This window comes from Mesorhizobium erdmanii USDA 3471, from assembly GCF_000472705.1.
Taxonomy (GTDB): domain Bacteria; phylum Pseudomonadota; class Alphaproteobacteria; order Rhizobiales; family Rhizobiaceae; genus Mesorhizobium; species Mesorhizobium erdmanii.
Map to the genome: position 1 here is coordinate 16,977 of NZ_AXAE01000033.1, position 24,743 is coordinate 41,719.

At 57.6% G+C, this 24,743-nt stretch carries 19 protein-coding genes and 2 pseudogenes; 16 read left to right on the top strand and 5 right to left on the bottom strand.

What is annotated here, in order from left to right; genetic code table 11:
* Positions 1–31 precede the first annotated feature (31 nt).
* From repC to A3AU_RS1000000139575, 3 genes and pseudogenes are all read right to left on the bottom strand, one after another.
* Positions 32–1,238 (bottom strand): annotated as a pseudogene (gene repC / locus A3AU_RS1000000136945) (plasmid replication protein RepC).
* 154 nt (positions 1,239–1,392) lie between these two features.
* On the bottom strand, positions 1,393–2,358 hold the full coding sequence (repB, locus tag A3AU_RS0124370) for a plasmid partitioning protein RepB (RefSeq protein ID WP_027055216.1): 966 nt from the start codon (positions 2,356–2,358) through the stop codon (positions 1,393–1,395).
* Positions 2,359–2,434: 76 nt separating this feature from the next.
* Positions 2,435–2,644: pseudogene (locus A3AU_RS1000000139575) on the bottom strand (plasmid partitioning protein RepA); the annotation flags it as partial.
* 6 nt (positions 2,645–2,650) lie between these two features.
* Between A3AU_RS1000000139575 and terL the strand changes: the two are divergent.
* Together terL and A3AU_RS0124385 are read left to right on the top strand one after the other, a co-directional pair.
* A complete protein-coding gene (gene terL, locus A3AU_RS01000000135960) occupies positions 2,651–3,196 on the top strand; it encodes a phage terminase large subunit (RefSeq protein WP_027055218.1) in 546 nt (181 codons plus the stop codon).
* A gap of 180 nt (positions 3,197–3,376) precedes the next feature.
* Positions 3,377–3,649 (top strand): hypothetical protein, encoded by a 273-nt coding sequence (locus tag A3AU_RS0124385; RefSeq protein WP_032918034.1) that lies wholly within the window; start codon positions 3,377–3,379, stop codon positions 3,647–3,649.
* 384 nt (positions 3,650–4,033) lie between these two features.
* On the opposite strand, the gene A3AU_RS01000000135965 is transcribed toward A3AU_RS0124385, so the two are convergent.
* Together A3AU_RS01000000135965 and A3AU_RS01000000135970 are read right to left on the bottom strand one after the other, a co-directional pair.
* Positions 4,034–5,149 carry a thioredoxin family protein gene (locus A3AU_RS01000000135965; protein WP_051355449.1) on the bottom strand — a complete coding sequence of 372 codons (1,116 nt, stop codon included), beginning with the start codon at positions 5,147–5,149 and terminating at the stop codon, positions 4,034–4,036.
* Positions 5,150–5,419: 270 nt separating this feature from the next.
* A complete protein-coding gene (locus A3AU_RS01000000135970) occupies positions 5,420–6,664 on the bottom strand; it encodes an epoxide hydrolase family protein (protein WP_081709656.1) in 1,245 nt (414 codons plus the stop codon).
* A 649-nt stretch (positions 6,665–7,313) separates the two neighbouring features.
* Between A3AU_RS01000000135970 and A3AU_RS0124400 the strand changes: the two genes are divergently transcribed.
* The 14 genes from A3AU_RS0124400 to A3AU_RS0124465 all read left to right on the top strand — a co-directional run bounded on the left by A3AU_RS0124400 (position 7,314) and on the right by A3AU_RS0124465 (position 24,728).
* Positions 7,314–7,790 carry a hypothetical protein gene (locus A3AU_RS0124400; protein ID WP_027055220.1) on the top strand — a complete coding sequence of 159 codons (477 nt, stop codon included), beginning with the start codon at positions 7,314–7,316 and terminating at the stop codon, positions 7,788–7,790.
* 186 nt (positions 7,791–7,976) lie between these two features.
* Positions 7,977–9,152 carry an HlyD family secretion protein gene (locus A3AU_RS0124405; protein WP_032918035.1) on the top strand — a complete coding sequence of 392 codons (1,176 nt, stop codon included), beginning with the start codon at positions 7,977–7,979 and terminating at the stop codon, positions 9,150–9,152.
* Positions 9,153–9,249: 97 nt separating this feature from the next.
* Positions 9,250–10,788 carry a DHA2 family efflux MFS transporter permease subunit gene (locus tag A3AU_RS0124410; protein WP_032918054.1) on the top strand — a complete coding sequence of 513 codons (1,539 nt, stop codon included), beginning with the start codon at positions 9,250–9,252 and terminating at the stop codon, positions 10,786–10,788.
* A gap of 265 nt (positions 10,789–11,053) precedes the next feature.
* A complete protein-coding gene (locus A3AU_RS0124415) occupies positions 11,054–11,623 on the top strand; it encodes a YkgB family protein (RefSeq protein ID WP_245235557.1) in 570 nt (189 codons plus the stop codon).
* A 357-nt stretch (positions 11,624–11,980) separates the two neighbouring features.
* Positions 11,981–12,214: a DUF680 domain-containing protein gene (locus tag A3AU_RS1000000138275; RefSeq protein ID WP_081709649.1), complete on the top strand. Its 234-nt coding sequence runs from the start codon at positions 11,981–11,983 to the stop codon at positions 12,212–12,214.
* Positions 12,215–12,533: 319 nt separating this feature from the next.
* Entirely contained in the window at positions 12,534–13,199 is a 666-nt protein-coding gene (locus A3AU_RS1000000136950) for an alpha/beta hydrolase (RefSeq protein ID WP_245235558.1), read from the top strand.
* Positions 13,200–13,735: 536 nt separating this feature from the next.
* On the top strand, positions 13,736–16,027 hold the full coding sequence (locus A3AU_RS0124425) for an FdhF/YdeP family oxidoreductase (RefSeq protein ID WP_027055224.1): 2,292 nt from the start codon (positions 13,736–13,738) through the stop codon (positions 16,025–16,027).
* 315 nt (positions 16,028–16,342) lie between these two features.
* Complete coding sequence (locus A3AU_RS0124435) at positions 16,343–17,380, top strand: alpha/beta fold hydrolase (RefSeq protein WP_027055225.1); 1,038 nt, start codon at positions 16,343–16,345, stop codon at positions 17,378–17,380.
* Between the two features lie 188 nt (positions 17,381–17,568).
* Positions 17,569–18,225 (top strand): response regulator transcription factor, encoded by a 657-nt coding sequence (locus A3AU_RS0124440; protein ID WP_027055226.1) that lies wholly within the window; start codon positions 17,569–17,571, stop codon positions 18,223–18,225.
* 223 nt (positions 18,226–18,448) lie between these two features.
* Positions 18,449–21,151 (top strand): PAS domain-containing protein, encoded by a 2,703-nt coding sequence (locus A3AU_RS01000000135980; RefSeq protein ID WP_081709650.1) that lies wholly within the window; start codon positions 18,449–18,451, stop codon positions 21,149–21,151.
* Complete coding sequence (locus tag A3AU_RS0124450; protein ID WP_027055227.1) at positions 21,148–21,522, top strand: response regulator; 375 nt, start codon at positions 21,148–21,150, stop codon at positions 21,520–21,522. Before A3AU_RS01000000135980 ends, A3AU_RS0124450 begins: the two co-directional genes overlap by 4 nt.
* A 135-nt stretch (positions 21,523–21,657) precedes the next feature.
* Entirely contained in the window at positions 21,658–22,479 is an 822-nt protein-coding gene (locus tag A3AU_RS0124455) for an enoyl-CoA hydratase/isomerase family protein (RefSeq protein WP_027055228.1), read from the top strand.
* Between the two features lie 330 nt (positions 22,480–22,809).
* Positions 22,810–24,105 (top strand): epoxide hydrolase family protein, encoded by a 1,296-nt coding sequence (locus A3AU_RS0124460; protein ID WP_027055229.1) that lies wholly within the window; start codon positions 22,810–22,812, stop codon positions 24,103–24,105.
* Between the two features lie 77 nt (positions 24,106–24,182).
* Positions 24,183–24,728 (top strand): hypothetical protein, encoded by a 546-nt coding sequence (locus A3AU_RS0124465; RefSeq protein ID WP_032918038.1) that lies wholly within the window; start codon positions 24,183–24,185, stop codon positions 24,726–24,728.
* Positions 24,729–24,743 lie beyond the last annotated feature (15 nt).

Consider the following 24,743-nt stretch of genomic DNA (forward strand, 5'->3'; position numbering starts at 1 on the left):
ATACTGAGCCACGCGAACCGCTGTATCCAACTCATCCCGTCATCCTCGTTGCAGCGCCATTGGCCTTGAGCGCGGCCATCCAGCATCGGTCCGACCGAGAACTGCCCTTCCCTCGCTTTCTCCGTCAGTACGCGCAGATAGCCGCCCGCTGAGTTGATGTGCTGCGCCCTTTGCAGAATACACGCAATCACGATCGCGGCGACTTCCTGACCCATCACATGGCAAGCCTCCTCATAGGCCGAAGGTGAAACACCGAGGTAGCCGCGCACCTGGGCTGCCGTAAGCATCAAATCGCGCCTACTCGTGATCCCATTGACTGCATAGTCCGCAATTTCGGGGCAGGCCTTCAGCACCAATCCAATCGGATAGCTTTTCAACCGCTCGTCCGGTCCCGGTCTTGGCTCGACGGCCGCCCTGCTTTTCTCCAAAGCCGGTTCAAATACAAAAAAGGATTCGGTGTTTGAATCAGATTGCTGCCGCTCATTTTGGGACTCATTGCAGCTAGGATTCGTGGAATTAGTGAAACTTTCCAGCATCCTGTCCACTTCATCGTGCAGGACTGTAAGCTTCGCAACGATGGCCTCCAGCTCCGGCAGCGTGGCCCGGCGTGGAATTGCATCGACAATGGCCCGGAAGCGGTTAAAGAGGGGTCCCCAATCCCCAGGGACGTCCCCCTCAACGGCTGCTTCGACCAGCTTGTGGATGTCGCGGCGATGCAGCGTGACACGTTCGCGCATCAGCCTGAGCGCGCGGCTGTCGGCTCGAGCCTGGTCGGCCGCCTGCTGAAACTCCGCGACACGCGTCAGCAAGGGAGCCAACGAAAAACCGAAGGCCTCCACCACGACCCCGCCCTGCCCTTTGCGGGCAAAGCGTTTGCCATTGGCGCTGTCGCGGCGAATGATGAGGCCGCAGCTCACCAACTCGGCCAGGTTCCTGCGCAGCGTGGAATCGGCCATGCCATGCGCCCGTAGCGATAGTTGTGCGTTCGACGGGAACACCATCAAGCCGTTTTCCTCGCTGATTTGATCGTCAGGATAGAACGTCAACAACGCGCTCAGCACCGCCAGGGCGCGATCGCCGACGCCGACGATCGACTTGCCCTCGCACAGCCACCGGTATACCTGCCATTTCTCAACGACCGCCCCTTGCGGGATCTGCCGAGACGCTGCGTTGGCTTTCACCAGGGCAAGCGTCATCGGCCGCCGCCCAAAGGGCGTCGTCGCAAATCCACTCTCCATTTCCCTCACCTTTCAAGAAGGCAACAGAAAACGGCTCGCCGAAACGGCGCCACGACTCTTGACAGTGATTCGGGGAAGTGCGATTCTCAGCTTGCTACAGACAGAGAAGGGCTTCCGCGACGGCGACGTTCGGGGGCCTTTTTCTTTTGCGGTTTCAGTCTCCCGTTTTCTTGGACATTTCCGATTGCCGGAAGGCTTCGAAAAGCTCGTCCAGCCGCTCGGTGATGAACGCGCCGAATGGCGAGGCTTCCTTGGCCTTCAGCGCAAGCGTAAACACCTTTCCGGTGTCGGTGATCTTGGCGCGCACTGACCGGTCTTGTGGCGCCCAAGCCGCCCCCTGTGTCTTCGAGGCTGCAGGCGAACGCTTCGCCGGCGCGCTCAGGAAGTCGAAGAGACGGGCAAATCGTGCGTCACTGCTTGGCTCGGCGAACTCAGCGCCCTTCACATAGTCAGCCGCCCTGCCCGCGCTGCCTGGGTGCTCCATGAGCTTGGCCAGCTGCCACCATCGGTCGCGACCGACGGCTTTGGCGGCGCCGACCGCCACAATGACCTGTTCGGGGATATTGCTGGTTACGGATCGCATCTTCGAGAAGGTCGTATCATCGAGCGCCAAAGCCGACTTCACCGTGTCTGCCGTGTGGCCACGCTTGAGAATGCGGTCGGCAAACAGCGTCTTTTCGATGAACGACAGGTTGGCCCTTGCGGCATTTTCCTGGCCTTGGGCAATGACATGGTCCTCGTCGCCCATCTTCTTGACCACGGCGCGCACAGGCCGTCCCAATTGGCGGGCAACCTTGACGCGGCGATGGCCAAAGACCGTCTGGAAGCGTCCCGAGACCTCCGGATGCGGCCTGACCAGTATCGGAGAGTCCTGTCCCCTTTCCCGGATGGCGGATAGCAAGTCCTGATACGCCTCATCGTCTTCATCCAGGCGGTCCGAGACGAACGAGGTGTCGACCGTGGCGGGATCGAGATCGACGACCGAACTCTTGGAGAGCTCCTCAAACGACTGCATGATCGAGCGGGATGCACCGCGAACGGCATACCCCGATACGTCTTGGTTATCGGCCACTGCCACAGCCGGGCCCATGACACTGCCAAAAATGTCCTTGCGGGCCATCAATAGCCTCCGCGCGTGGTTAGCGACCTGATTTCACTGAAAAAAATGCCGGTTTTTACTGCCGTAAAGTCCGCTATCATGACCGCCCCCACGCACGATGGATCAGGGTGACGATTTCGGCGTTCACCGCGTCGAGCGACTCCAATGCGCGGTCATATGTCGAGCGGGTAAAGGCCGACTTCTCAACCTCGTAAAGCGTCTGTTTGGTCAGACCCGCATCAGAAATCGCCGTCGATTTCAACATCGGGTTTTCCAGGATCTGGCCAGCAAGCATGCACCTGCCGAAGGCAACATGGTCAAGCGGGTGTGGTTTCGCGACTACGACCCGCAACAACTCGATGTCGCCGGCATGACCATCGTCCAGAGCTGGGACACTGCTCTCAAGGGCGACCCCAGCAGCGACTACTCTGTTGGAACGACCTGGGCGCAGGATGGGTCGAACTACTATCTAATCGATATCGTTCGCATTCGGGCGGCCTATCCAGATCTAGTGAGGTCAGTCAGAGGCGCGCTTGAACAGTACAACCCCGACATCATTCTCATTGAAGACGCCGGCTCGGGATCGAGCTTGATTGCCGACCTGGATAGCCACGGCATTGCAACCACTCCTGTTAAAGCTCGGACCGACAAGGAAAGTCGCCTTTCGCGCGTGGCTGCCATGATCGAAAACGGCAACGTCTATCTACCGAGAGATACCCACTGGAGAGACGACTTCCTGTTGGAGGTGCTCGCTTTCCCGCACGGCCGACATGACGACCAGGTAGATTCCATGACCCAAGCGCTTATCTGGATGAAGGACGATCGTCCGACGGGGGGATTCTACTATGGCACATTCTGAAGTTCGATCAGCCTGATGCTGGCACGCCGCCGAATGTCAATTCAGTGATGACTCAACGATTACCTACGGATTATCCAAAAGTACTGACGATACCATGGTGTAATGGACCGCCATATTCTTACAAAGTTAAGAAAGAATGCCCGATGCGGGCGAATACATCCAACAGGAAAGGTCCAAATCATGAAAAAGATGCTATTGGCGAGTGTGGTGATGTTCGCGACACTAAACGGCTCCGCTCTTGCGGGCGCCCTAGATGAACCAGACAACATGGCGCCCTTCTACACCGACGTCAGCATGAAAACGATGAAATCGCACGATGACATGAAAGCGGCATGGTATGCCATGCCGATGGAAAAGCGGAGCGCCATGATGAAAGAATGTCAGGACGCCGCAATGAGCAAGCCATACGCGGAATTCTGCGCGAACTTGATGCCCTTCGGCGGCAACCAATAAGTGACGATAGCGGCCCCTGGTCGGTGATTTACGACGACGGCTATATCACTGGAACGGCGGCTTTTAGCCGTCGTTTGCCAGAGCATTTGCAACGACGCTACGCTCGCCGAATAATGGCGCCGCAATCAGTCCGGGCAATTTGAGCCGTCGGTGACTTTCCTCCGCCCCGCCGTAGATATGATCGAGGTCTCCGGAAAACCTAGCACCCATCACCAACGGCCGTTTTTGGCAGGTGCTACGGCGGCGGGATAAGGCAAAGCAAATTCAAGGGACGTCGATGACTGCGCCCTTATAAGGGGCCTGATAGCTACCGATAGCATAGCCTCCCATCGCACCCATCGAGTAACGACGTTCCGTCAAGAGCGCGACATGCTGGCGAAATACCTAGCCGAATGTGAAGCAAAACACATCTGCGCCGGCGCCCAAGAATTGGATTTCAAAATCTCGATCAATGATCGGTGTCGGTTGGCGAACCAACTGATACAAACGCTGTTCGGTTATTGTACCTTGCCCTTGCTCGTCGACATCCAACCCGTGCGCCGCGCCCGGCGGGTGTCCGTCGATCAGAACACGAAATTTTACGGAACTTCCCGGCGTTGACGGCCCCATTACGAGGTGCAGATCGCGGGCGTGAAAACGGTACGAGATCCCTCCGCCAGGTTCATTGAGAGAGGCGTCTTGCTGCTTCATCGTCCAGTCGCCCGACAACGCCCATTCATTCAGGCGTAGTCTCGTTGGCATTTCATACGCGCGAGGCTTGTCCAGCGCTGCACCGTCGGGGGACGCAAAGCCTCTGGTGCGCTGGTACCCGACATAGTTTTCTGACGACTTGAGGTTGCTCCAATCGGCCGCCGCTTCAACTCCGGTGCCACTGACGGGCGCGGGGTCGGAATCGATCTTGGTGTTTCCGGCTTCGGCCAGCAACTCTTGAATGGTCTTTTCCAACCCTTCATAGGACCGTTCACCGGCGTGCTGATATCTAACCTTCCCTTGCGCATCGATGAAATACAGCGTTGGCCAGAGCTGATTGCTGAATCCTCGCCACACGGCCTCGTCATTATCCAGAACGACTGGGTATTCGATCCCCATCTCCTTGACGGCTCGGCGCACATTGGTCGGGTCTCTTTCAAATGGGAACTCCGGGGCGTGGACACCGATTACGACGAGCCCTTGGTTGCGATACTTCTTGTCCCATTCCCGGAGATAAGGAAGCGTACGCAGCCAATTGATGCAGGTGTACGTCCAGAAATCAACAAGGACCACCTTTCCCTTCAGCGTCGATGCAGTCAGCGCCGGTGAGTTGAGCCATTCGCCTTCATTGTCGAGAGCAGCCAGCTCCGATAGAGCAGTAGATTTTCGGCTAGATATCCATTCTAGAAGGGATGCACCTTGCGGTGTAATTTCGGGCTGCACCATAGTCTTCTCCCCAGCCAGGCCAGTGCTCGATAGTCCGATTGTCGTCGCGAGCAGAACGGAAAACATCAGCTTCATTTTGCTCATCGGACCGCACCTTCCGGTCTAAATTCAAGCGTGCTCATCCACCGTGGCCTGCAACGAAGGAGGCTGAAGCTTTTGGGCCGCGGGGTTCGGAGGACCCCTAACCCGTCAGCCGGTGCATGTACGGAGCCGATGCCAGATGAGGCGTCGGTCGCTACTGCAATCACTTTCAGTAGAGCGTGCATGGGTTATTCCCTGTTCGACAATGCTGTGACCACACCGCCGTTTGCGCCGCGGATCGAGATTGAGTTCCTCGGTCGTTGCGCTGTTTGGTCAGACCTGCTGACGTAGCGGGCGGAACGCTGCCCTTAACTCCGCGCAGAACGCTTCCGGTTGTTCCCAGGCGGCAAAGTGAGTGCCTTTGGCAATCTTGTTGTAATAGATAAGCTTGGGATAGGCCTTCTCCGCCCAACTCTTCGGGGCTTGGTAAATCTCATCAGCGAAGGCGCTTACAGCGACAGGGATTTGGACGCCTCTCACATCGAAGAAGCCGCCCCCCGTCGAGACTTGCGTCGCGTCCCAGTAAAGTCGAGCCGAGGAAATGGCGGTGTTTGTGAGCCAGTAGAGTGTGACGTTGTCGAGGATATCGTCGCGCGTCAGGCCTTCGGACTGGCCTGCAAAAACCCGTGCGATCAGCTTCTCGCTGCTGTCGTCGTGATCGATCATCCAAGCCGCGAGGCCGATTGGCGAGTCGGCGATCCCGTAAAGTGTCTGAGGGCGGTTGCTCATCTCGAGGGCGTACCCGACCCCTTTGTTGTAGAAGAGGTTCAGCTGGTCCCAGGCGTTGCGCTCCTCGGCCGTCAGACCAGCCGGCGGCGCCTCGTGATAAGCGAGCGCCTTCGAAATGTTTGCCGGGACGGTGGCCGCCATGTTGGTGTGGATGCCGAGCAATCCTGGCGGTTCCTGCAGGGCCATCAGTTCGGATATGGCATTACCCCAATCGCCCCCCTGCGCCACGTATTTCGTGTAGCCAAGGCGCTGCATGAGCGTTGTCCAAGCCTCTGCAATGCGCCCTGGATGCCAGCCTGGTGCAGTTGGTTTGCCAGAGAAGCCGTGGCCTGGCAGTGAGGGGATCACCAGATCAAATGCGTCGACGGCGTTCCCTTCATACGCCGTGGGGTTGGTTAGCGGGCCAATGATCTTCAGCTGCTCGATAATGGATCCTGGCCACCCATGCGTGACGATGAGGGGCAAAGCGCCTTCATGCTTTGAGCGTACGTGGATAAAATGGATGTCAAGTCCATCTATCTCGGTCACGAACTGCGGCAAGGCATTCAACTTTGCCTCTATCTTGCGCCAATCGTACTCCGTCGCCCAATAGTGCGCGAGTTGCTGCATCGTGGCGAGTTGCACGCCTTGCGACGTGTCCGTGACGGTTTCGCGCTCCGGCCACGTGGTTTCACTGATGCGCCGCCGCAGCAAGGCCAAATCTGGATCCGCAAAATTCACATGAAAAGGACGGATTGTGACATCGTCGGCTGATTGTCCGGCAACCTTCATTGCATTTGACTGGGTCATTCTTTCCTCCTTGTGAATTGCACCGCGCGCAGCACCCTTTGGATCAATCCAAAAGCTCCGCGGCGGCCACGTCAGCAACAAATCGAAGGTCAGCAGCGGGAAGTCCATTACACGAAGGTGTCGGCGATACTTTCGGATGGGGCCGAAGGCACCGGCCTTTCAATGCGCACCAGATTTCACACTTCTCTCGGGCGGTCCTGCCGTCGACGCATCTGTGGGCATCAGCGCACGATGGGCTCGCGGCCGCCGAAAATCGATACCGTCCCAATCCGCTTGATGCGCGCACCGACGATGTGCCGTGCCGCGACCGATCTTGCTATGCCTTGGCGTCGGTTGGAGAGCTTATCGGCATCTGACCATGGTCTGCCAATACAAAGGCATTGCCGACACCTTCGTGTAATGGATTTGCCGCTGCTCCTGGTCGACTTTCGCTCGAAGACCAGACGCGAAGGCGCAGGAGGACAAGATGCACCCCATTCACACATCGTCCACATCGGGTGGTTCCACAACGCGCACGGTTGGACGTTCCTCCTCTGTTAAGCGTGCACCCGGAAACTCTCCGTCGCAGCAATATCCGTCGCGGACGGAGGAAGAGAGGGCAGCCCCGCTCACTAGGCCTCGGGTGCAGTTTGATCGCTTGGCTGTCGCGATGAGCGGAACGACGATCATCCAAAACCCAGCCGAAAAGATCGACCTTGTAAGGTGGCTTTACGAGGCGGCCGAACACGGCAGACGTCTCCTTACAGAATTAGCTCGCGAATTGATGACGGTTCCGGATGTCAAACGTATCTCGTTACGCTTCGAATGCACTGGAGGAAGCCTGGTAGCGCAATATTATGTCGAGATAAGCGTTCGCAAAGGTCATCTTGTACTAGAGTCGCATTCGGATCTGTTTGCCGACCCAGGACCTACTTCCAACCACATACGATGGGAAGTGGCCGTGACAGCTCTCGATGACGGGATATCCGAGCTCACAAACGACCTGCGATCAAGCAATTCGCAGGCTTTCATGGCCTTCCTCGACGGGCAAAGTATGGAAATCGAGGCGTTCCGTTTGCAATGCCTTCCGACCCCCGAATCTGGAGATCTTGCAGCCAGTATTGGTCAGGCTGCCATCGGAGATTGAATCGCCGCTTGAACGGCGAGACTGCTTTAATGAACGCTGAGCTTGGATCAAGTCGTTCACATCGTAGTAGCGCCAGGCCTACCGTTGTGCGGCGAAGGCGTAATTTTCCTGGATGACAAAGGCTGAATTTCCGCTCACGCGGCATCCGAAGGAACGGACCGCGAGCAAGCATCAAAGGTCTTGACGATGGACAAATCCTTTCCGATCAGTGAAGCAGTGCCCAATCTTGAGATTCCGCAAGACGCGGATGCTAGCCCTCCCCACGCGGCGGAGGTCGACACGCACACCAAACCTCGAAAACGACTGCTCCGTGTATTTCTTTTCGCCGTGGTAGCTGTTGCAGCCCTTATCGGTGGCGCTCATTCAGGCTGGCATTACTGGACCGTTGGTCGCTTCCTGGTTTCTACTGATGATGCTTACGTCAAGGCCGACAGTACGACGATTGCGCCCAAGGTATCCGGCTACATCGCAGCGGTGCTCGTTGGCGACAACGAGGCGGTAAAGGACGGACAGATCCTTGCGCGCATTGATGACCGTGACTTCGTAGTAAGTCTTGAGCAAGCCAAGGCGCACGTCCAGGCGGCCGAGGCCGATATCGTCAGCAAGCAGGCAGCTCTCGCGGCCCAACTGTCTCAGATCGAAGCGGCGCGGGCAACAATCGCAGTTGATCAGGCGAGCGAGACCTTCGCCAAGCAGGAGGACCAACGTCACGCTGAATTGGCAAAGAAGGGCTTCGGCAGCATTCAAAACGCGCAACTGGCTGCTTCTCAAATCGCTGCCGCCCGTGCTGCGGTTAACCGAGACACCGCGGTACTTGCCAACGCCACCAGCGAGCTCGACGTTCTCAATGCCGAACTCGGTCAAGTCAGAGCGGCGCTCGCGAGCGCAAGGACAGATCAGGATCAAGCCGAGCTCAATCTCTCTTACACTGAGATCACCGCCCCCATCGCCGGAACGATAGGAAATCGCACCTTGCGTATCGGACAATTTGTCCAGGCGGGCACGCAATTAATGGCCGTGGTGCCGACGGGCGCCGCTTATATTGTTGCAAACTACAAGGAAACTCAGCTCGCCAACGTAGAGCCTGGACAACCTGTGGATATCGAGGTGGACACCTTTCCCGGTCAGGTCATCAGGGGCCACATTGACAGCGTGTCACCGTCGAGCGGCCAAGAGTTTGCGCTGCTGCCACCGGACAATGCGACCGGCAACTTCACGAAGGTCGTTCAACGCATCCCCGTGAAGATCGTTCTCGATCGGGGGCTGCTGGTTGAGTTACGCCCCGGCATGTCGGTCTACCCAACCATCAACACCAAACCATCTGCCGCCGAGTTCGCCTCGGCCTCCGGACCAATCAACTAGCACAATCGAGTACCGGCTATCCCGACACGGGCAAGAGGGTGTGATGATGACGGCACAAACCGCAGCAATTAGATCTCGCGACTCGACTGCGCTTGTCATGGCTCAGTCCGACAGAGCGTCAACGGCTTCCTGGATCGCAGTGATTGCTGGCATGATCGGCGCCTTCATGGCGATCCTCAACATCCAGATCACGAACGCCTCGCTGCTGGAAATCGAAGGCGGCATTGGCACCGGCGTCGATAACGGCGCCTGGATTTCGACGTCCTATCTGATCGGCGAGATCGTAGTCATCCCACTTACTGACTATCTTAGCCGCGTCTTCTCCTTTCGGCGTTTCATGCTCGCAAATGCCGTGCTGTTCCCGATCTTCTCAGCGGCTTGCGCATTCGCCCGCGACCTTGGTTCGATGATCCTGCTGCGCGGCCTCCAAGGCTTCGTCGGCGGAGTCCTCATTCCGATGGCATTCACCATGGTTCTCACCAAATTGCCTAAGTCTCAGCAAGCGTTCGGACTGTCTCTCTTCGCGCTCTCTGTCACCTTCGCGCCGGCGATCGGCCCAACCATCGGCGGGTTTCTGACCGAGAACTATGGGTGGCAGACAGTCTTTTTCGTCAACACGCCACCCAGCATGGTAATGGTCGTGGCACTCTACTTCACGCTCGAGAAGAGGCCGATGCAGCTGTCGCTTTTAAGAGAAGGAGATTGGGCGGGGATCGGCACGATGGCGATCGGGCTGGCTGCGCTACAAACTGCGCTGGAGGAAGGCAACAAGGACGACTGGTTCCAGTCGCCGTTCATCTTAAAACTGGCGTTGACGGCAGCGGGATTCCTTTCTGCCTTTATTATCATCGAACTGAAGGTGGATAAACCGCTCGTTCAGCTGCGTCTTTTGAGGCGACGCAATTTCTGCATCGGTATCATTGTCAATGTGCTGGTCGGCGTAGCGTTGTTTGGAACGGTGTACGTCTTACCTCAGTATCTTGGCCAGGTGCAGCGATATAACGCCGAGCAGATCGGATTGGTGTTAGCCTGGACTGGCCTGCCGCAGCTTATCATAATTCCGTTTGTACCGTCTCTGATGACACGGCTCGACGTCCGCCTTGTCGGTTTCATTGGGATCACGATATTTGCGGCAAGTTGCTTTATGAACATCCACTTGTCCCTCGACAGCGCTGGCGATGAATTCTTCGTGCCGAACCTGGTGCGCGCAATAGGTCAGGCGCTGGTGTTGACACCAATTACGGTAATCACGACCACCGGCATTGGTCCAAGCGAAGCGGGTGCGGCGTCAGGCCTATCGAACATGCTACGCAATCTCGGTGGTGCCGTTGGAACGGCTGCGTTGGGAACCTTGCTTACCAAGCGCGAGCAATTCCACTCGAATCTCATCGGCCAATCTGTCACCTTATCCCGGGACGAGGTGCGCGCCAGGATTAACGATCTCACGCAATATTTCCTTGCCCACGGGGTAACGGATCCGGCTATTGCACAACACAAGGCCATCGCTGCGATCGGCGCGATTGTTCATCGCCAGGCTTTAATTCTAGGCTTCAGCGACACTTTCGCCGTGATTGGCACGGTCCTCTGCCTTGCAGCAGTTGCTCTTCCCTTTGCCAAAAAAATCCGACTGACCTAATGAAAGTTCTACTCTATTTCATGCAGAGAAATTTGAGCCAAGACTAGATGTAGATTTTTTAAGCAAATTTCCATTTTTTGTTCTGTGTACCGATACTTTGGTTCATGGACACCTTAGTACGATTGTGTCCTGGCCGACTGCTCGGTCATTTTAAAGATCGGCGATGTTCTGCGTCGGCCCGGATGGATCGGCTTGAAGATTGAGCAAGGATCGAGGTCGGTGCCGTCCAATCGTGCAACAAAATCAATCTCGAGGAGTCTCCCAAATGTTGACTGAAGACTGCATGAACATAGATACGAAACCGCGCGGCAAAGCGTCCGAGCAGGCGCAACCGCCTTTCTGGGAGAAGGCAGCCAATTGGCTCGCGGCGCTTCGCATCGCCGAGAAAGACGCCGGCGGGACGAATGGACTGGCGTTGCTGCGATGGACGCTGGTGGTCGTTTTTCTGTGGTTCGGTGCCATGAAGTTCACCGGCTACGAGGCGAACGGGATCGCTCTGTTTATCCAGCACAGCCCAATTCTGAGCTGGTTGATTGCCGTCTTCGGCGTTAGGGGCGCGAGCGACATCATTGGGGTGCTCGAACTCTTAACTGCAATTGCATTGATCGTCGGCGCCTTCGCTCCGCTGGCCTCCGCGCTCGGCGCCGCTATGTCCTGCGTGACCTACCTGATAACTCTGTCGTTCTTTCTCACCACGCCGGGCGTTGCCGAGCAGACAGCAGGTGGGTTTCCGGCAATATCCGCCCCGATCGGACAGTTCTTACTTAAGGATCTCGTTCTGCTCGCAGCCTCGCTTTGCCTTTTGCGCGCTTCCGTGGGGCAACCGGCTCGCTAGTAGGAATTGGACTGTTTGGCCAACGAGTTTTCCGTTGTGACGTGCTTGCCGCGAGATGCTGGAGCATTTGGTTGAGCGCTCCTAGTCCGAGAAACGGAGCGGGATAGTCCCCTGGTCGTTTCGGTCCGATGGCAACGCGGCCTCGTCTGGTAGGCATCGCGCAATGCTCGGCTGACGGCCAGCGCGTAGGTATCGAGGTCGGCGCTCGCCCGCCGCCCAAGCCGCTTCTACGAATACATACCTTTGTATATTGGAACCGCCCGCGACGACGCCCTACTTGCCGGCGGTCCGAGAGACGCAATTTCCTCCCAAGATACGTCGCTTGACGGACACAACGCTGAAACAGGACTACTCGGAATGACCAAAATCGCACTTTTAGTAGCTTCAATTCTTGGCGGATCGAGCACCGCGTTTGCCGGTAGCGACCACTACGGCACAGTCAGCAACCAGTCGGCATTCGTTGACACAAGGTCCACCGCATCGATCCACAAGCCCCATATGGCCAAGCATGTCACAGTCGCCCCCAAGACGACGGCCGTACCGACCAAAAAACCTTGGCCGGAAATCGGGCAAGGCATTTGGGGCAATTGAATCCCACACCCTGAAGCGTCAAGCGGTGGGCCGCCGGCCCACCGCTTTTGTCAGTGCTAAAGGTCCATCTTCCTTCCTGATCGGGGATGAGAAAATGCCAGGCCATTTTTGACGAATATCCATCACCAGGAGATGGTCTACTTACCGCAGCCAATATTATCCCAAGGTATCGACGATACCATCGTCCAATCGATTCACAGAAAGACCTTTCGTATCTTAACCGAAGCGGCCGAACAATTTGCGATCTATCACCAGCTGCGACATTGGCCAACCAGCGATGCGCGCCAGCGATTGTCGCAACCAAATTGGAGAACCGACAATGTCGTACATCTGGAATCCATTTTTTGCGGCTGCCTTGTCAATCTACGCCACGGTGGCGACCTTGCCTGCCACGGCCGCCGACGCGCAACAAACAGTGGTATTGGTGCACGGCGCCTTCGTCGACGGATCGAGCTGGAGCAAAGTGATCCCATTGCTTCAGGCCAAGGGACTGCGGGTGATTGCTGTGCAGAACCCTCTCACCTCGCTGGCGGATGATGTCGCCGCTACCAAACGAGCAATTGAAACCGTCCCCGGCTCGGTAATTCTGGTTGGTCACTCGTGGGGCGGCATGGTCATCACCGAGGCAGGGATGGACTCGAAGGTCAAAGCCCTCGTTTACGTCGCGGCCTTCGCTCTGCCGGTTGGACAATCTATTAACAGCGCATCCGCCGGAAGTCCGCCAGCGCCGTGGGCTGCTTCACTGAAAAAGGACAGCGGCGGTTACCTATGGCTCTCTGAACAAACACTGGGCAAATATTTCGCCCAGGACGTGAGCAGGCAGGAGGTCGCCGTAATTGCAGCGACGCAAATTCCCACGTTCAGTGGCGTTTTTGACGACCGGTTGTTGCATGCGGCATACGAAACGAAACCGAGTTGGTTCATTGTGCCGAAAGCCGACGGCGCGATCCCTCCTCAGATTGAGAGACGATGGCGAAGAACATAGGTGCCCATACAACCGAGCTCGATGGCAACCATGTCATTATGTGGACGAAGCCACGGCAGGTCGCAAACGTGATCATTGAAGCGGCTAAGGCGGTACACTGATCCAAATCGCAATCATCACAAACTCAAACTGGTGGCGGAGAGTGTTATCCGTTGGATCTGCCAACCGGTTCTCGCGGACAAGGCTGGCGCCAACCGAGCTTACACCCAACTGAATCATGAAGCAGGGCAGGCTAATACCACTACAGTGCTCCAGTGCCCTCCCCTCCACTGGAGCCGGGCGGATCCGTCAGATCCGCCAAGGCCGTCTCCGCCCCCTCGGAGACGGCCTTACAATCACTGTGTCTAGACACTTGGCGCGGACGAACGGCTCCCATCATCGCGCATGACCGAAACGGGCTGCATCGCAGAAGCTGCCAGACAAGCTTCAGCCAACTCGAGCCCTTCGGATAACTTGAGCACCCTGTGCCTCAATACACATATTGTCCCACGGTGATGACTTCGACCGTGGATCGACGACGAGTGAAGGACCTCTCCATGAAGAACAGACGTCCAGATGGTATCGCACGTTATAGCCACCCGGCGGGCGGCTGGGATGCTCTGCGGGAGGTGGCAAAGACGCTTGCCCACCAGCGGATCATCGCACAGGGCAGCCGGACCCTGCTCAAGGCCAATCAGCCGGATGGTTTTGACTGCCCTGGCTGTGCCTGGCCCGATCCAAAGCATACTTCGTCCTTCGAATTCTGCGAGAACGGCGCCAAGGCCGTCACCTGGGAGTGCACGGCAAAGAGAACGGACGCCAGCTTCTTCAAGACGCATAGCTGTTCAGAACTCTGGAACTGGACGGATCACCAGCTTGAAGACGCCGGACGCTTGACACTGCCTTTGCGCTACAACTCTGAACACGATCACTTCGAACCAATCTCATGGGACGACGCTTTCACGTTGATTGCCACCAAATTGAACAAGCTCGACGACCCTGATCAGGCCGAATTCTACACTTCCGGACGCGCATCGAATGAGGCAGCTTTTCTCTATCAGCTTTTTGTGCGTGCCTACGGCACCAACAATTTTCCCGACTGCTCGAACATGTGCCACGAGGCCACCAGTGTCGGACTGCCGAAGTCGATCGGCGTCGGCAAGGGAACGGTCACTCTCGAAGACTTCGACCATGCCGATGCGATCTTCAGTTTTGGGCACAATCCAGGCACAAACCATCCACGCATGATGACGACGCTTCACGACGCCTCGCGCCGGGGCGTTCCGATCGTCGTCTTCAATCCGCTCAAGGAGCGAGCGCTTGAGCGCTTTGCGGCGCCTCAGGATCCGACCGAAATGTTGGCGTTGTCCTCGACGCCGATCGCCTCGGCCTATCACCAGGTTCGCGTCGGCGGAGATCTTGCTGTCCTGAAAGGTATCATGAAGGCGGTCTTCGCCATCGACGCCAAAAGTTATGCTGCTGGCGGCCAAGGTGTCCTGGACCGGTGGTTCATTGACGAACACACATCTGGCTTCGAGGCGCTGTACGCCGACATCGATGCCACAACCTGGGACGAGATCACCTCGGCAAGCGCACTATCCAGACAGGCGATTGAAAGCGCCGCCGAGGTCTACGCCCGAGCAAAAAACGTCATCATTTGCTATGGCATGGGCATCACTCAGCACGCCAAGGGGACAAACAATGTTCAGCAGATAGCCAATCTTTTGATGCTGCGTGGCAATATCGGCCGCCAAGGCGCAGGGATCGCGCCCATTCGCGGCCACTCCAACGTCCAGGGCGATCGGACCGTTGGCATCACCGAAGTCCCTGACATGGCGCTTCTGAAAGGTATCGAGCGGGCTTTTGGATTTCGGCCAGTAGGCAAAAAAGGGCACAACGCGGTCGAAGCGGTTGAGGCCATCATAGCTGGAAGGTCTAAGGCACTCGTCTGCCTTGGCGGAAACCTGGCGGTCGCGATGTCCGATCAGCGAGCAACGTTCGCAGGTATGCGCAAGCTTGAACTCGCCGTCCACATCGCAACGAAACTCAACAGGTCTCACCTGCTGACGGCGAAGACGTCGCTTATCCTCCCTTGCGTCGGCCGCACCGATCTCGACACCCAGGCGTCCGGCCCGCAGGCGGTAACTGTCGAGGACTCGATGTCTATGGTTCACTCGTCCCGGGGGTTTCTGAACCCGCCTGGCGAGCTGCTGCGATCTGAGCCCGCGATCGTGGCTGGGATCGCCATGGCGACGCTCGGCAACCGGCACGGCATCGACTGGCATGGCATGATCGCGAACTACGACCGTATTCGCGACAAGATCGAGGAGGTCTTTCCAGACTTCTTTGATTTCAATAGGCGCGTGCGAATGCCCGGCGGCTTTCGTCTCGATGTGCCCGCCTCATTCCGTCGCTGGAACACGGAAACTGGCAAGGCGAATTTCCTCCTGGCTCCTGGCCTAATTGAAGACCCGGTGCTCTGCGGGGAGGAAACGCTGGTTCTGACGACAATACGAAGTCACGACCAATACAATACAACGATATACGGCCTCGACGATCGCTACCGCGGTGTGTTCGGGAGGCGAGACGTGATTTTCATGAACGCCGATGACCTTGCTGGCCGCGGGCTTAAGGACGGCGATAGGATCGACGTGCGCAGCGTAATGGGCGACGGCGATCAGCCTCGTGTGGTGAGCGGCTTTACAGCCGTGGCCTACGACATTCCGAAAGGCTCAATTGCCGGCTACTACCCGGAAATGAATGCGGTCATATCGCTCAGCCACTTCGACCGTCAGTCCGGCACACCGTCCTACAAAGGAGTGCCGGTCGTTGTGAAAGGATTGCCCTAGCTGCTCTGAATCTGCAGCGGCCAAACCGAAAGGAACCAGTCGACCATCAGCGTAAACCTGTTCGTCGCCAGAGCGAAAACAGGCGGCTCGAGCAACAAGATTCATCGTGTAGGCGCGTCAGTAGAGATCGTTCAACGGACGGCAACGTGGTCAGCGGCTCATCGATGGCTGAGGTACCAACGGACGTCGATCGCCGATACCTTGGTTCAGTAGCGCCTTCAGTCCAATCATCTCACAGTCCCTCGCATTCCAAACGCGCAACGAGGCCTTTTACGATGAAGGGCCTTCAGGCTCAGGCTACGGAGAAACTCGGTGATAGAAAATGTCGAATTTGCGAACCTCACTCGGCGATCCCTCGGCGGCGTCGCACTTGGGCTTAGCGCGGCCGGCTTCCTCGGCGGAAGAACGGGTACAGCCCAAGCCGAGGAGCCCGCCGCCCGAGCACAGGGCGCGGCGTTGGAAGTGAACGAACCTATAGACGCAGGCGATCTCAGAGTGGCCTATGCCTCGCTCGGCCCTTCCAGCGGCCATCCAGTTTTATTGCTGCACGGTTGGCCATACGACATAAACAGCTTCGCAGCGGTCGCTCCGATGCTGGCGGCTCAAGGCTACAGGGTGATCGTCCCGTTTCTGCGCGGATATGGAGCTACGACTTTCCTCTCCCCACGGACGAAGCGCAATGGCCAGCAGGCCGCGTTTGCCGTCGACACCATCAAGCTTATGGACGCCCTCAAGATCGAAAAAGCAACAATTGCAGGTTTCGACTGGGGTGCAAGGACGGCGTGCATCGTCGCCGCTCTTTGGCCTGAACGTTGCAAAGCGCTGGTGTCGGTCAGTGGCTATCTCGTAGGAAGTCAAAGCGCCGGCCGGGCGCCTCTGCCACCGTCGGTCGAGCTGCAATGGTGGTACCAATACTACTTCGCCACTGAACGCGGCCGGCAGGGATACGAGAAGTACACCAGTGATTTTTCGAAGCTCATCTGGCGGCTCGCATCGCCTCGCTGGAACTTCGACGACGCCACGTTCGATCGAAGCGCGACGTCTTTCGCGAACCCAGACCATGTGGAGATCGTGATGCACAATTATCGCTGGCGGCTCGGACTGGCGCCGGGCGAGAAGAGGTTCGACAAGTTCGAAGCCGAACTCGCCAAGGCTCCCGACATCCAGGTGCCGACGATCACACTTGAAGGTGACGCCAACGGTGCGCCTCATCCCGATCCGAAAGCCTATGCCGGCAAGTTCAAGGGGTTGTACGAGCATCGACTGGTCTCTGGCGGGATCGGGCACAATCTGCCCCAGGAGGCGCCCGACGCCTTCACCAAGGCTATAGTCGATACCCATTCATGGAAATAAGGAGTTTGCCGGCCCCTCTTTCATAAGCCAAACTTGCTTTTCGATACCATCGTGCAATGGACTTTGCGCGCTAGGGGCAGATGGTGGCCTCGCCATAGACACTCGGTGAGGCCGTGTCGTCAAAGCCCCAATGTGCTATGATTTCTTTATTGGACGATGAGATTTGTGCCTTCTTCGAGGAGGAGCGAATGTACCGCATGATTTCGACTGTGACGGATGGGGGCTCTCAAATCTCGATGGAGCGGGCAACCGTCTTCATTGTCGATGATGATGTGTCCGTACGTGAATCTCTCGAGCTTTTGATAGCCTCGGAAGGCTGGCGACCAATGCTGTTTGATTCCGCGCAGTCCTTTCTTGAAGCACCGCTGCTGACATCGCCGTGCTGCCTTGTGCTCGATGTGAACATGCCTGGACTGAACGGCCTTGACCTTCAAAGCATGATATCGGCGAGCCGAAGCCGGATGCCGATCATATTTGTCTCAGGCTTTGGAGACATTCCGATCACCGTCAAGGCGCTGAAGGGCGGCGCGTTGGACTTCCTGACGAAGCCCATCGACACGACGGCACTGCTGGACGCTGTCAGATCGGCCCTGGCGCAGAGCGAAGCGATGTTGCGAGACTTCGAGGCGTTTCAAAGTTTACAGCGCCGCTATAGGGCGCTTACGAAGCGCGAATGCGAAGTCATGGTGCGGGTCATCAAGGGTCTACTCAACAAGCAGGTGGCGTTCGAGCTGGATATTAGCGAGGTTACTGTGAAGGCGCATCGAGGCCAGGTCATGCGGAAGATGGGCGCGCGCACCGTTCCCGACCTCGTGAACATGGCCGCCCGGCTCCAGTTGGAATAGCGTCCTGTACTTCCTTGGTCGGGCAAGGTCGTAGCCAGGCGCTGCATCTCTCCTCAACTTCGCCGACCTAGAAAAGCTCGAACCCAGCACACTCCAGCGCCAGTACGCGCCTGCATGTTTCCAGGCCCTCTACGCGATACAAGTTCAATCGATACCATCGGATAGTATACGAGAAGTTGTGAAAGTCGCAGGGTCTGCAAGAGGATCCCGCGAAAGGACAGGTATGGAAGTGGAGCTCTGTCGGGTTCTTGATGCGTTGCCAGGAATGGTGTTCACCGCCCTTGCGGATGGGCGCATCGATTTCATGAACAGGGCCCTGACACAATACATCGGCTTGTCAGGCAGTTGGTCAGATAGAGCATGGCCCGTTGCTGCCCCGGCAAAAGAGGTGGATGAACTCACTCGGCGCTGGCAATCGCTGGTGTCGAGGGGCGACGCCTTCGAAATTATTATGCCGACCCCGCACGCCGATGGAGGGAGCCGCTGCCTTCGTCTCCGCTGCAACCCAATGCGCGAACACGATCGAGTAGTGAAGTGGTGCGGCTGGGCGATAGAGACGTCTATGCCTCGCTCTCACAGTGCAGAGCGGGCCGCCCAAATCGATGGTGAGACGGGCGAGCAGGCGTCCCGCGCCTCCGAAAACGAGACTAAGCTAACCCTCGAAAACATCCCCGCAGGCATCGGCGTCCTCGGTGCAGATGGCGACGTGAAGGCAATCAATGGTCACCTCCAAAAGTACTACGGCCGAACTTTGGACGAACTGCGCAATTGGGGCGATAGCGACGTCGTTCATCCCGATGACATGACGCGCGTGACTGAAGCGGTCAAAGGAGCGGTCGCCAAGGGAAGCGCCTATGACGTCGAAGTGCGCCTGCGACGGGCCGACGGTGCATATCGCTGGTTCCAGGTGATTGGCCATCCTCTAAAGGTCGACAACGGCGGCATTGTCCGCTGGTACGCACTGCACATCGACATTGATGAGCGTAAGCAGGCCGAGGAAGCCCTCAAGAGCAACGAATTGGAACTCCGCAAAATCATCAATGCATTGCCTCTGACTGTCTGGACGAGCCGTCCCGATGGCTACTGTGACTTTGTCAATGATCGTTGGCTGGCCTATGTGGGCTTAACCGCGGACCAGGCGGAGGGGTGGGGCTGGACCGGAGTTATTCATCCGGACGACGCCAGCCATCTCGCATCATCATGGAACGTTTGCCTCGCCTCCGGCCTTCCCGCTGACTTCGAGGCGAGGATGCGTGGTTCCGATGGGGAATATCGATGGTTCCTGTTCCGCGCGATGCCCTTCCGTGACGGTGATGGCAAGATCATTAAATGGTATGGCACGCACATAGATATCGAAGACCGAAAGCAAGCCGAAGGCGCGCTCTGGGAACGAGAGCGTGAATCCCGGTTGATAGTTGACGGCATCGCGGGAATGATAGCGATCTTCGCCCCGGACGGCCAGCTGATCGACGGCAACCAGCAGATAGTCGATTACTTCAAGCTTCCGCTCTCGACCCTCAACAACTGGGCTACCAATGGCATTACGCATCCCGATGACCTGCAGCTTTGCGTCGACAGTTTTATGGCCTCGATCGCGACTGGTAAGCCCTATGATTATGAAACTCGCTTCCTGAGGCATGATGGCGCCTGGCGCTGGTTTCAGCTTCGTGGGCTTCCTTTGCGGGATGCCGACGGCCGGATCGACCGGTGGTACGGTCTGTTGACGGACATCGACGACCGAAAGCGGACGGAAGAACATCTCCGCCGCAATGAGGCTTTTCTTGCCGATGCCCAGCGGCTCAGCAAAACGGGAAGCTTTTTGTTGAACCTTGCTACAGGCGAACTGATATGGTCCGCCGAAACCTATCGTATCTTCGACGTCGATCCCTCCACTCAAGTAACGCTCCATACCGTTCTTTCAAGCCTCAATTCCGAGAGCCTTCCAACTGTCGAGGGTGTTATCGCCAAGGCTCATGAAGGAGACGCGGATTTCGATTTTGAGATCGCCTTGGTGACGTTGGACCGGACGCTCAAACATATTCGAGTCCTCGCACACAGTGCGAAGAACAAGAACGGCGACCAAGAGTTAATTGGAGCGCTGCTGGATATTACCGAGAGCCGAAACGCCGAGGATGCACTCAACAAGGCCCGATCCGAGCTGTCGTATGTCACGCGCGTTACGAGCTTGGGCGTGCTCACCGCCTCGATTGCGCACGAGTTGAACCAGCCGCTCGCAGGAATTGTGGCAAACGCGAGCACATATCTGAGGGTACTTGCGACGGACCCGCCAGATTTAGATGTCGCGCGAGATACGGCCCGGCGGATGATCCGTGACGCGAACCGGGCTGCAGACGTCATCGTCCGGCTAAGGGCATTGTTCAGCAGGAAACCTCCGCTCATGGAGGCAATCGATATCAATGACGTCGCTGGCGAAGTGATCGCGCTATTGTCGAGCCATCTTCAGCGCGCGCGAACGTCGATGACGACCGACTTTGAAACAAATCTGCCTCGGGTCGCCGGCGCTCGGGTTCAGCTCCAGCAAGTCATCGCCAACCTGCTAAGAAACGCCATCGAAGCACTTTCGGACGTTACTGACCGGCCGAGGCGTATCCTCTTGAAGACCCAAGCGAGCAGCGGCGAGATCAAATTGTCAATCGAAGACACGGGCTCAGGGTTCGGTGTGCAAGGTGCGGCAGGGATATTTGACGCGTTTTATACAACCAAGCCGGAAGGCATGGGCATCGGTCTTTCGGTCAGTCGCTCCATCATTGAAAGCCATAATGGCCGACTATGGGCCATCGCGAACGCCGGCCACGGAGTGACAGTGGGCTTCACGGTTCCAACGCACACGGTTCGCCGAACGAGTGATGGTTCAGTTGAAGGGGACGTGCTGACGGCGGACGAGACAGCAGGGAGGATTTCATGAAAAGTCGATCAACACACGTCTCGGTAGTCGACGATGACGAGTCTGTCCGCGAAGCCCTCCCTGACCTTCTGCGATCGTTTGGAGCAACGGTCGAAGCCTTCGCATCAGCGGACGAATTCTTGAACTCCAATGCGCTGGAGATCACCCAATGTATGGTCCTCGACATCGCGATGCCAGGCATGACCGGCCCTGAACTTCGACACGAGCTTGTAAGACGTGGGAGGCAGATCCCGACAATCTTCATCACCGCAATCAAAGACGACGACGTGCGGACGCGGCTGATGCGCGACGGGGCGGTGGAGTGCCTGTTCAAACCGTTCACCGACGAAGATTTGCATCAGGCGCTACGGCTGGCTGGCGCCGCAGACTGAAGGGTCCGGCACGCAATCCGGCGATAAGTGTTCAGCCGCTCCGATACAAAAGTGCAATTCATTTTTGCTTTTGCACGATCAAGATTCAGTTCCTGCGGTCGCCCCTGACCGGCAGTCTGAACATGGAGATATCCGATGTATGACTACAAGCAATTTTCCGTCCAACTCGAGACTCCATCATTGTGGCGTGTCATTTTCGACAATCCGCCCATCAACATGGTCAATCACGAGACACTGCAAGAGCTTTATCGGTTGACATCCGAGATGGCGGAGTCGGGAGACCTGAAGGTCGTTGTTTTCGAGAGCGCGAACGCCGACTTCTTCCTCGCGCACTGGGACATCGCGAGCAAAGCGCCTGCCTCCACGTCCGCATCGGAAGCACCTTCCTGGATGCAGATTAGCCTCCGTCTGGCGAATGCTCCAGTAGTCAGCATTGCCTCGATACGGGGTCGCGCGCGCGGCATAGGAAGCGAAATCGCCCTAGGTTGCGACATGCGGTTCGCCAGCATCGAAAAGGCGATCTTCGGACAGCCGGAAGTCGGCGTCGGCCTGGTTCCCGGCGGAGGCTCTTTGGAGCGTCTCCCCATGCTGTCTGGCCGGGCACGGGCGCTTGAAATCGTGCTCGGGGGAAATGACTTCGATGCGCAAACCGCCGAACGCTACGGATGGATTAACCGCGCGCTTCCTGACGCGCAACTGGATAGCTTTGTCATGGATCTGGCCCGGCGTATCGCGTCGTTCGACAAGCAGGCACTGACCGCCGCCAAGCGGCTGCTTAATCGAGGCTCAATTCCGAGCGAGGACCATCTGAAGGAATCGCAGGCGACTTTCTCATTGGCCTCTGGGTGGCCTGGAGCACAGGCGCGAGGAAGGAAGAGCATCGAGCTCGGCATGGGTAAGCACAACGATTTCGAAATGAACCTCGCAGCCCATCTCCCGGCTCTCGCAGCGGTTTAAGCGTCGGCGCACTGATCGCTGACGACCTCTCGCCCAACCAAGGCGGGAGGTCGGCATCCTCCTGGCCCAGCGAGTAGCGCAACTCGCCTTCCATTTCCCGATCTAAGCCCGCTGAGGGTGTTACTTGCCCAGGCATTTTGCTCGGCCGAGTTCTGAGCACGCACTCCTCACCGGCGTGGCGTCATCAAGCATTGACACGTCACTCTCACGCTCGCCGACGGGGCATATCCGATACCAAGGTATCTACGATACCAAGGTGCGATGGCTGCGATGCGCGTTCGGTGTGACCTTGTTGCTCGCAAAAGCAAGGCAAACACGCAGGAGAATGTCATGTCCAACCTACAGCCAACGGTCACTCGTCGAACACTCCTCGCGGCCGCTGCGGCAGCAAGTGCAGTAAGCATGCTACCGCAGGCGCGCGCCGCCACTGATCCGAAGTCTGAGCTGAAGCCGTTCAAGTTTTCGGCCTCTGACGAGCAACTCGCGGATCTCCACCGCCGGGTAGCCGCTACGCGTTGGCCCGATGAGGAAAATGTAGCGGACGACAGCCAAGGTGTCCGGTTGGACACCATCAAGAAGCTTGCCGGGCATTGGAAGGACCATGACTGGCGCAGGGTCGAAGCCCGTCTCAATTCCTTCCCCCAGTTTATGACCGAGATCGACGGTCTCGACATTCATTTCATCCATGTCCGTTCGAAGCATGAGAACGCTTTGCCGATTATCATCACTCACGGCTGGCCTGGCTCGGTCATCGAACAGTTGAAAGTCATCAAGCCGCTGACCGATCCGACCCTCTACGGCGGAACCGAGGCCGATGCCTTCCATGTCGTCATCCCCTCGCTGCCGGGCTACGGCTTCTCGGGTAAACCCAGGGAGACAGGCTGGAACCCGCCGCGCATCGCCAAGGCTTGGGCCGTCCTCATGCAGCGCCTCGGCTACAAGAAGTATGTCGCCCAGGGCGGGGACTGGGGCAACGCAGTCACCGAAAACATGGCCGTGCAGGAACCCGTCGGACTTCTCGGCATCCACACGAACATGCCCGCCACCGTGCCTGCTGAGATCTCGAAGGCACTCGCTGCGGGTTTGCAGCCAGCGGACCTGTCCCCCGACGAAATGAGAGCATGGGGGCAGCTCGACGATTTCAATAAGAACGGTCTCGGGTACGCCATTGAGATGAACAATCGGCCCCAGACTTTGTACGGGATCGTAGATTCGCCGATCGGGCTCGCCGCCTGGATGCTTGATCACGATATCAGCAGCTATCGGATGATCGCTCGGTCCATCGCCGGCGAGAAGGAGGGCCTGTCTCCCGATGATATTCTGGACAACGTCACGCTCTACTGGCTAACGAACACAGCGATCTCGTCGGCGCGCCTCTACTGGGACAATGCGCATTTCCCCACGGGCGGTTTCTTCGATCCACGCGGCATCAAGATCCCGGTCGCCGTCAGCGCCTTCCCGGATGAGATATACCAGGCGCCGAAAAGTTGGGCGGAGAAAGCTTATCCGGAGCTTATCCACTATGCGCGGCCGGCAAAGGGCGGGCATTTCGCGGCCTGGGAACAGCCCGAGCTATTCACCGCCGAACTTCGCGCCTCCTTCAGGACGCTACGCGAACAAATCTGATGTGACGCGGCTCCGGCACGCCGCGGCATTTCTATCACCCACAGTCTCACACACACTCATCTTCAAGGAGAATGACAATGCGCGACAACCAAATCGTCGATTCCAGCTTCAGCGCGATCATCAACGCGCCGATCGAGAAGATCGACATACCCACCTGGTGCTTCTCGCTTCCGGAGAAGGAATACCAAGGTTGCTCGCCGGCCCATATCGCGGCCGGCTTCACCACCGCCCCCGACGGGACGCGTATGTCGATCAACGTTGAGACGATCGGCGGCAGCCTGATGATACAGCACTATGTCGAAACACTCGGTGAAAAGACCCGTCTGGTCCTGGACTCTGATTCCGACGTCTTCACGCCGACCGGCCGCGTGGTGATCCATGTGAAGTGGGAACTCAGCGTCAAAGCCATCGACAAGGATCGCTGCGAATTCACCAATCGCGTCCAGTCCTTCGCGACCGACGACATGCTGGCCTCCCTCGACAGGCAGGGAATCCCCTTCGAAGTGTTCCGGGCGCAGCGCCAACCGATGTCGATCGCCCACAACAAGGGCGAAACGCCGCTCTTCGCAGCGAGCATCGAGCGCTTTGCATACCGTAACCAGCAGTCATCAAAGGCTGCCTGAAGGCCCAGGGAGAGC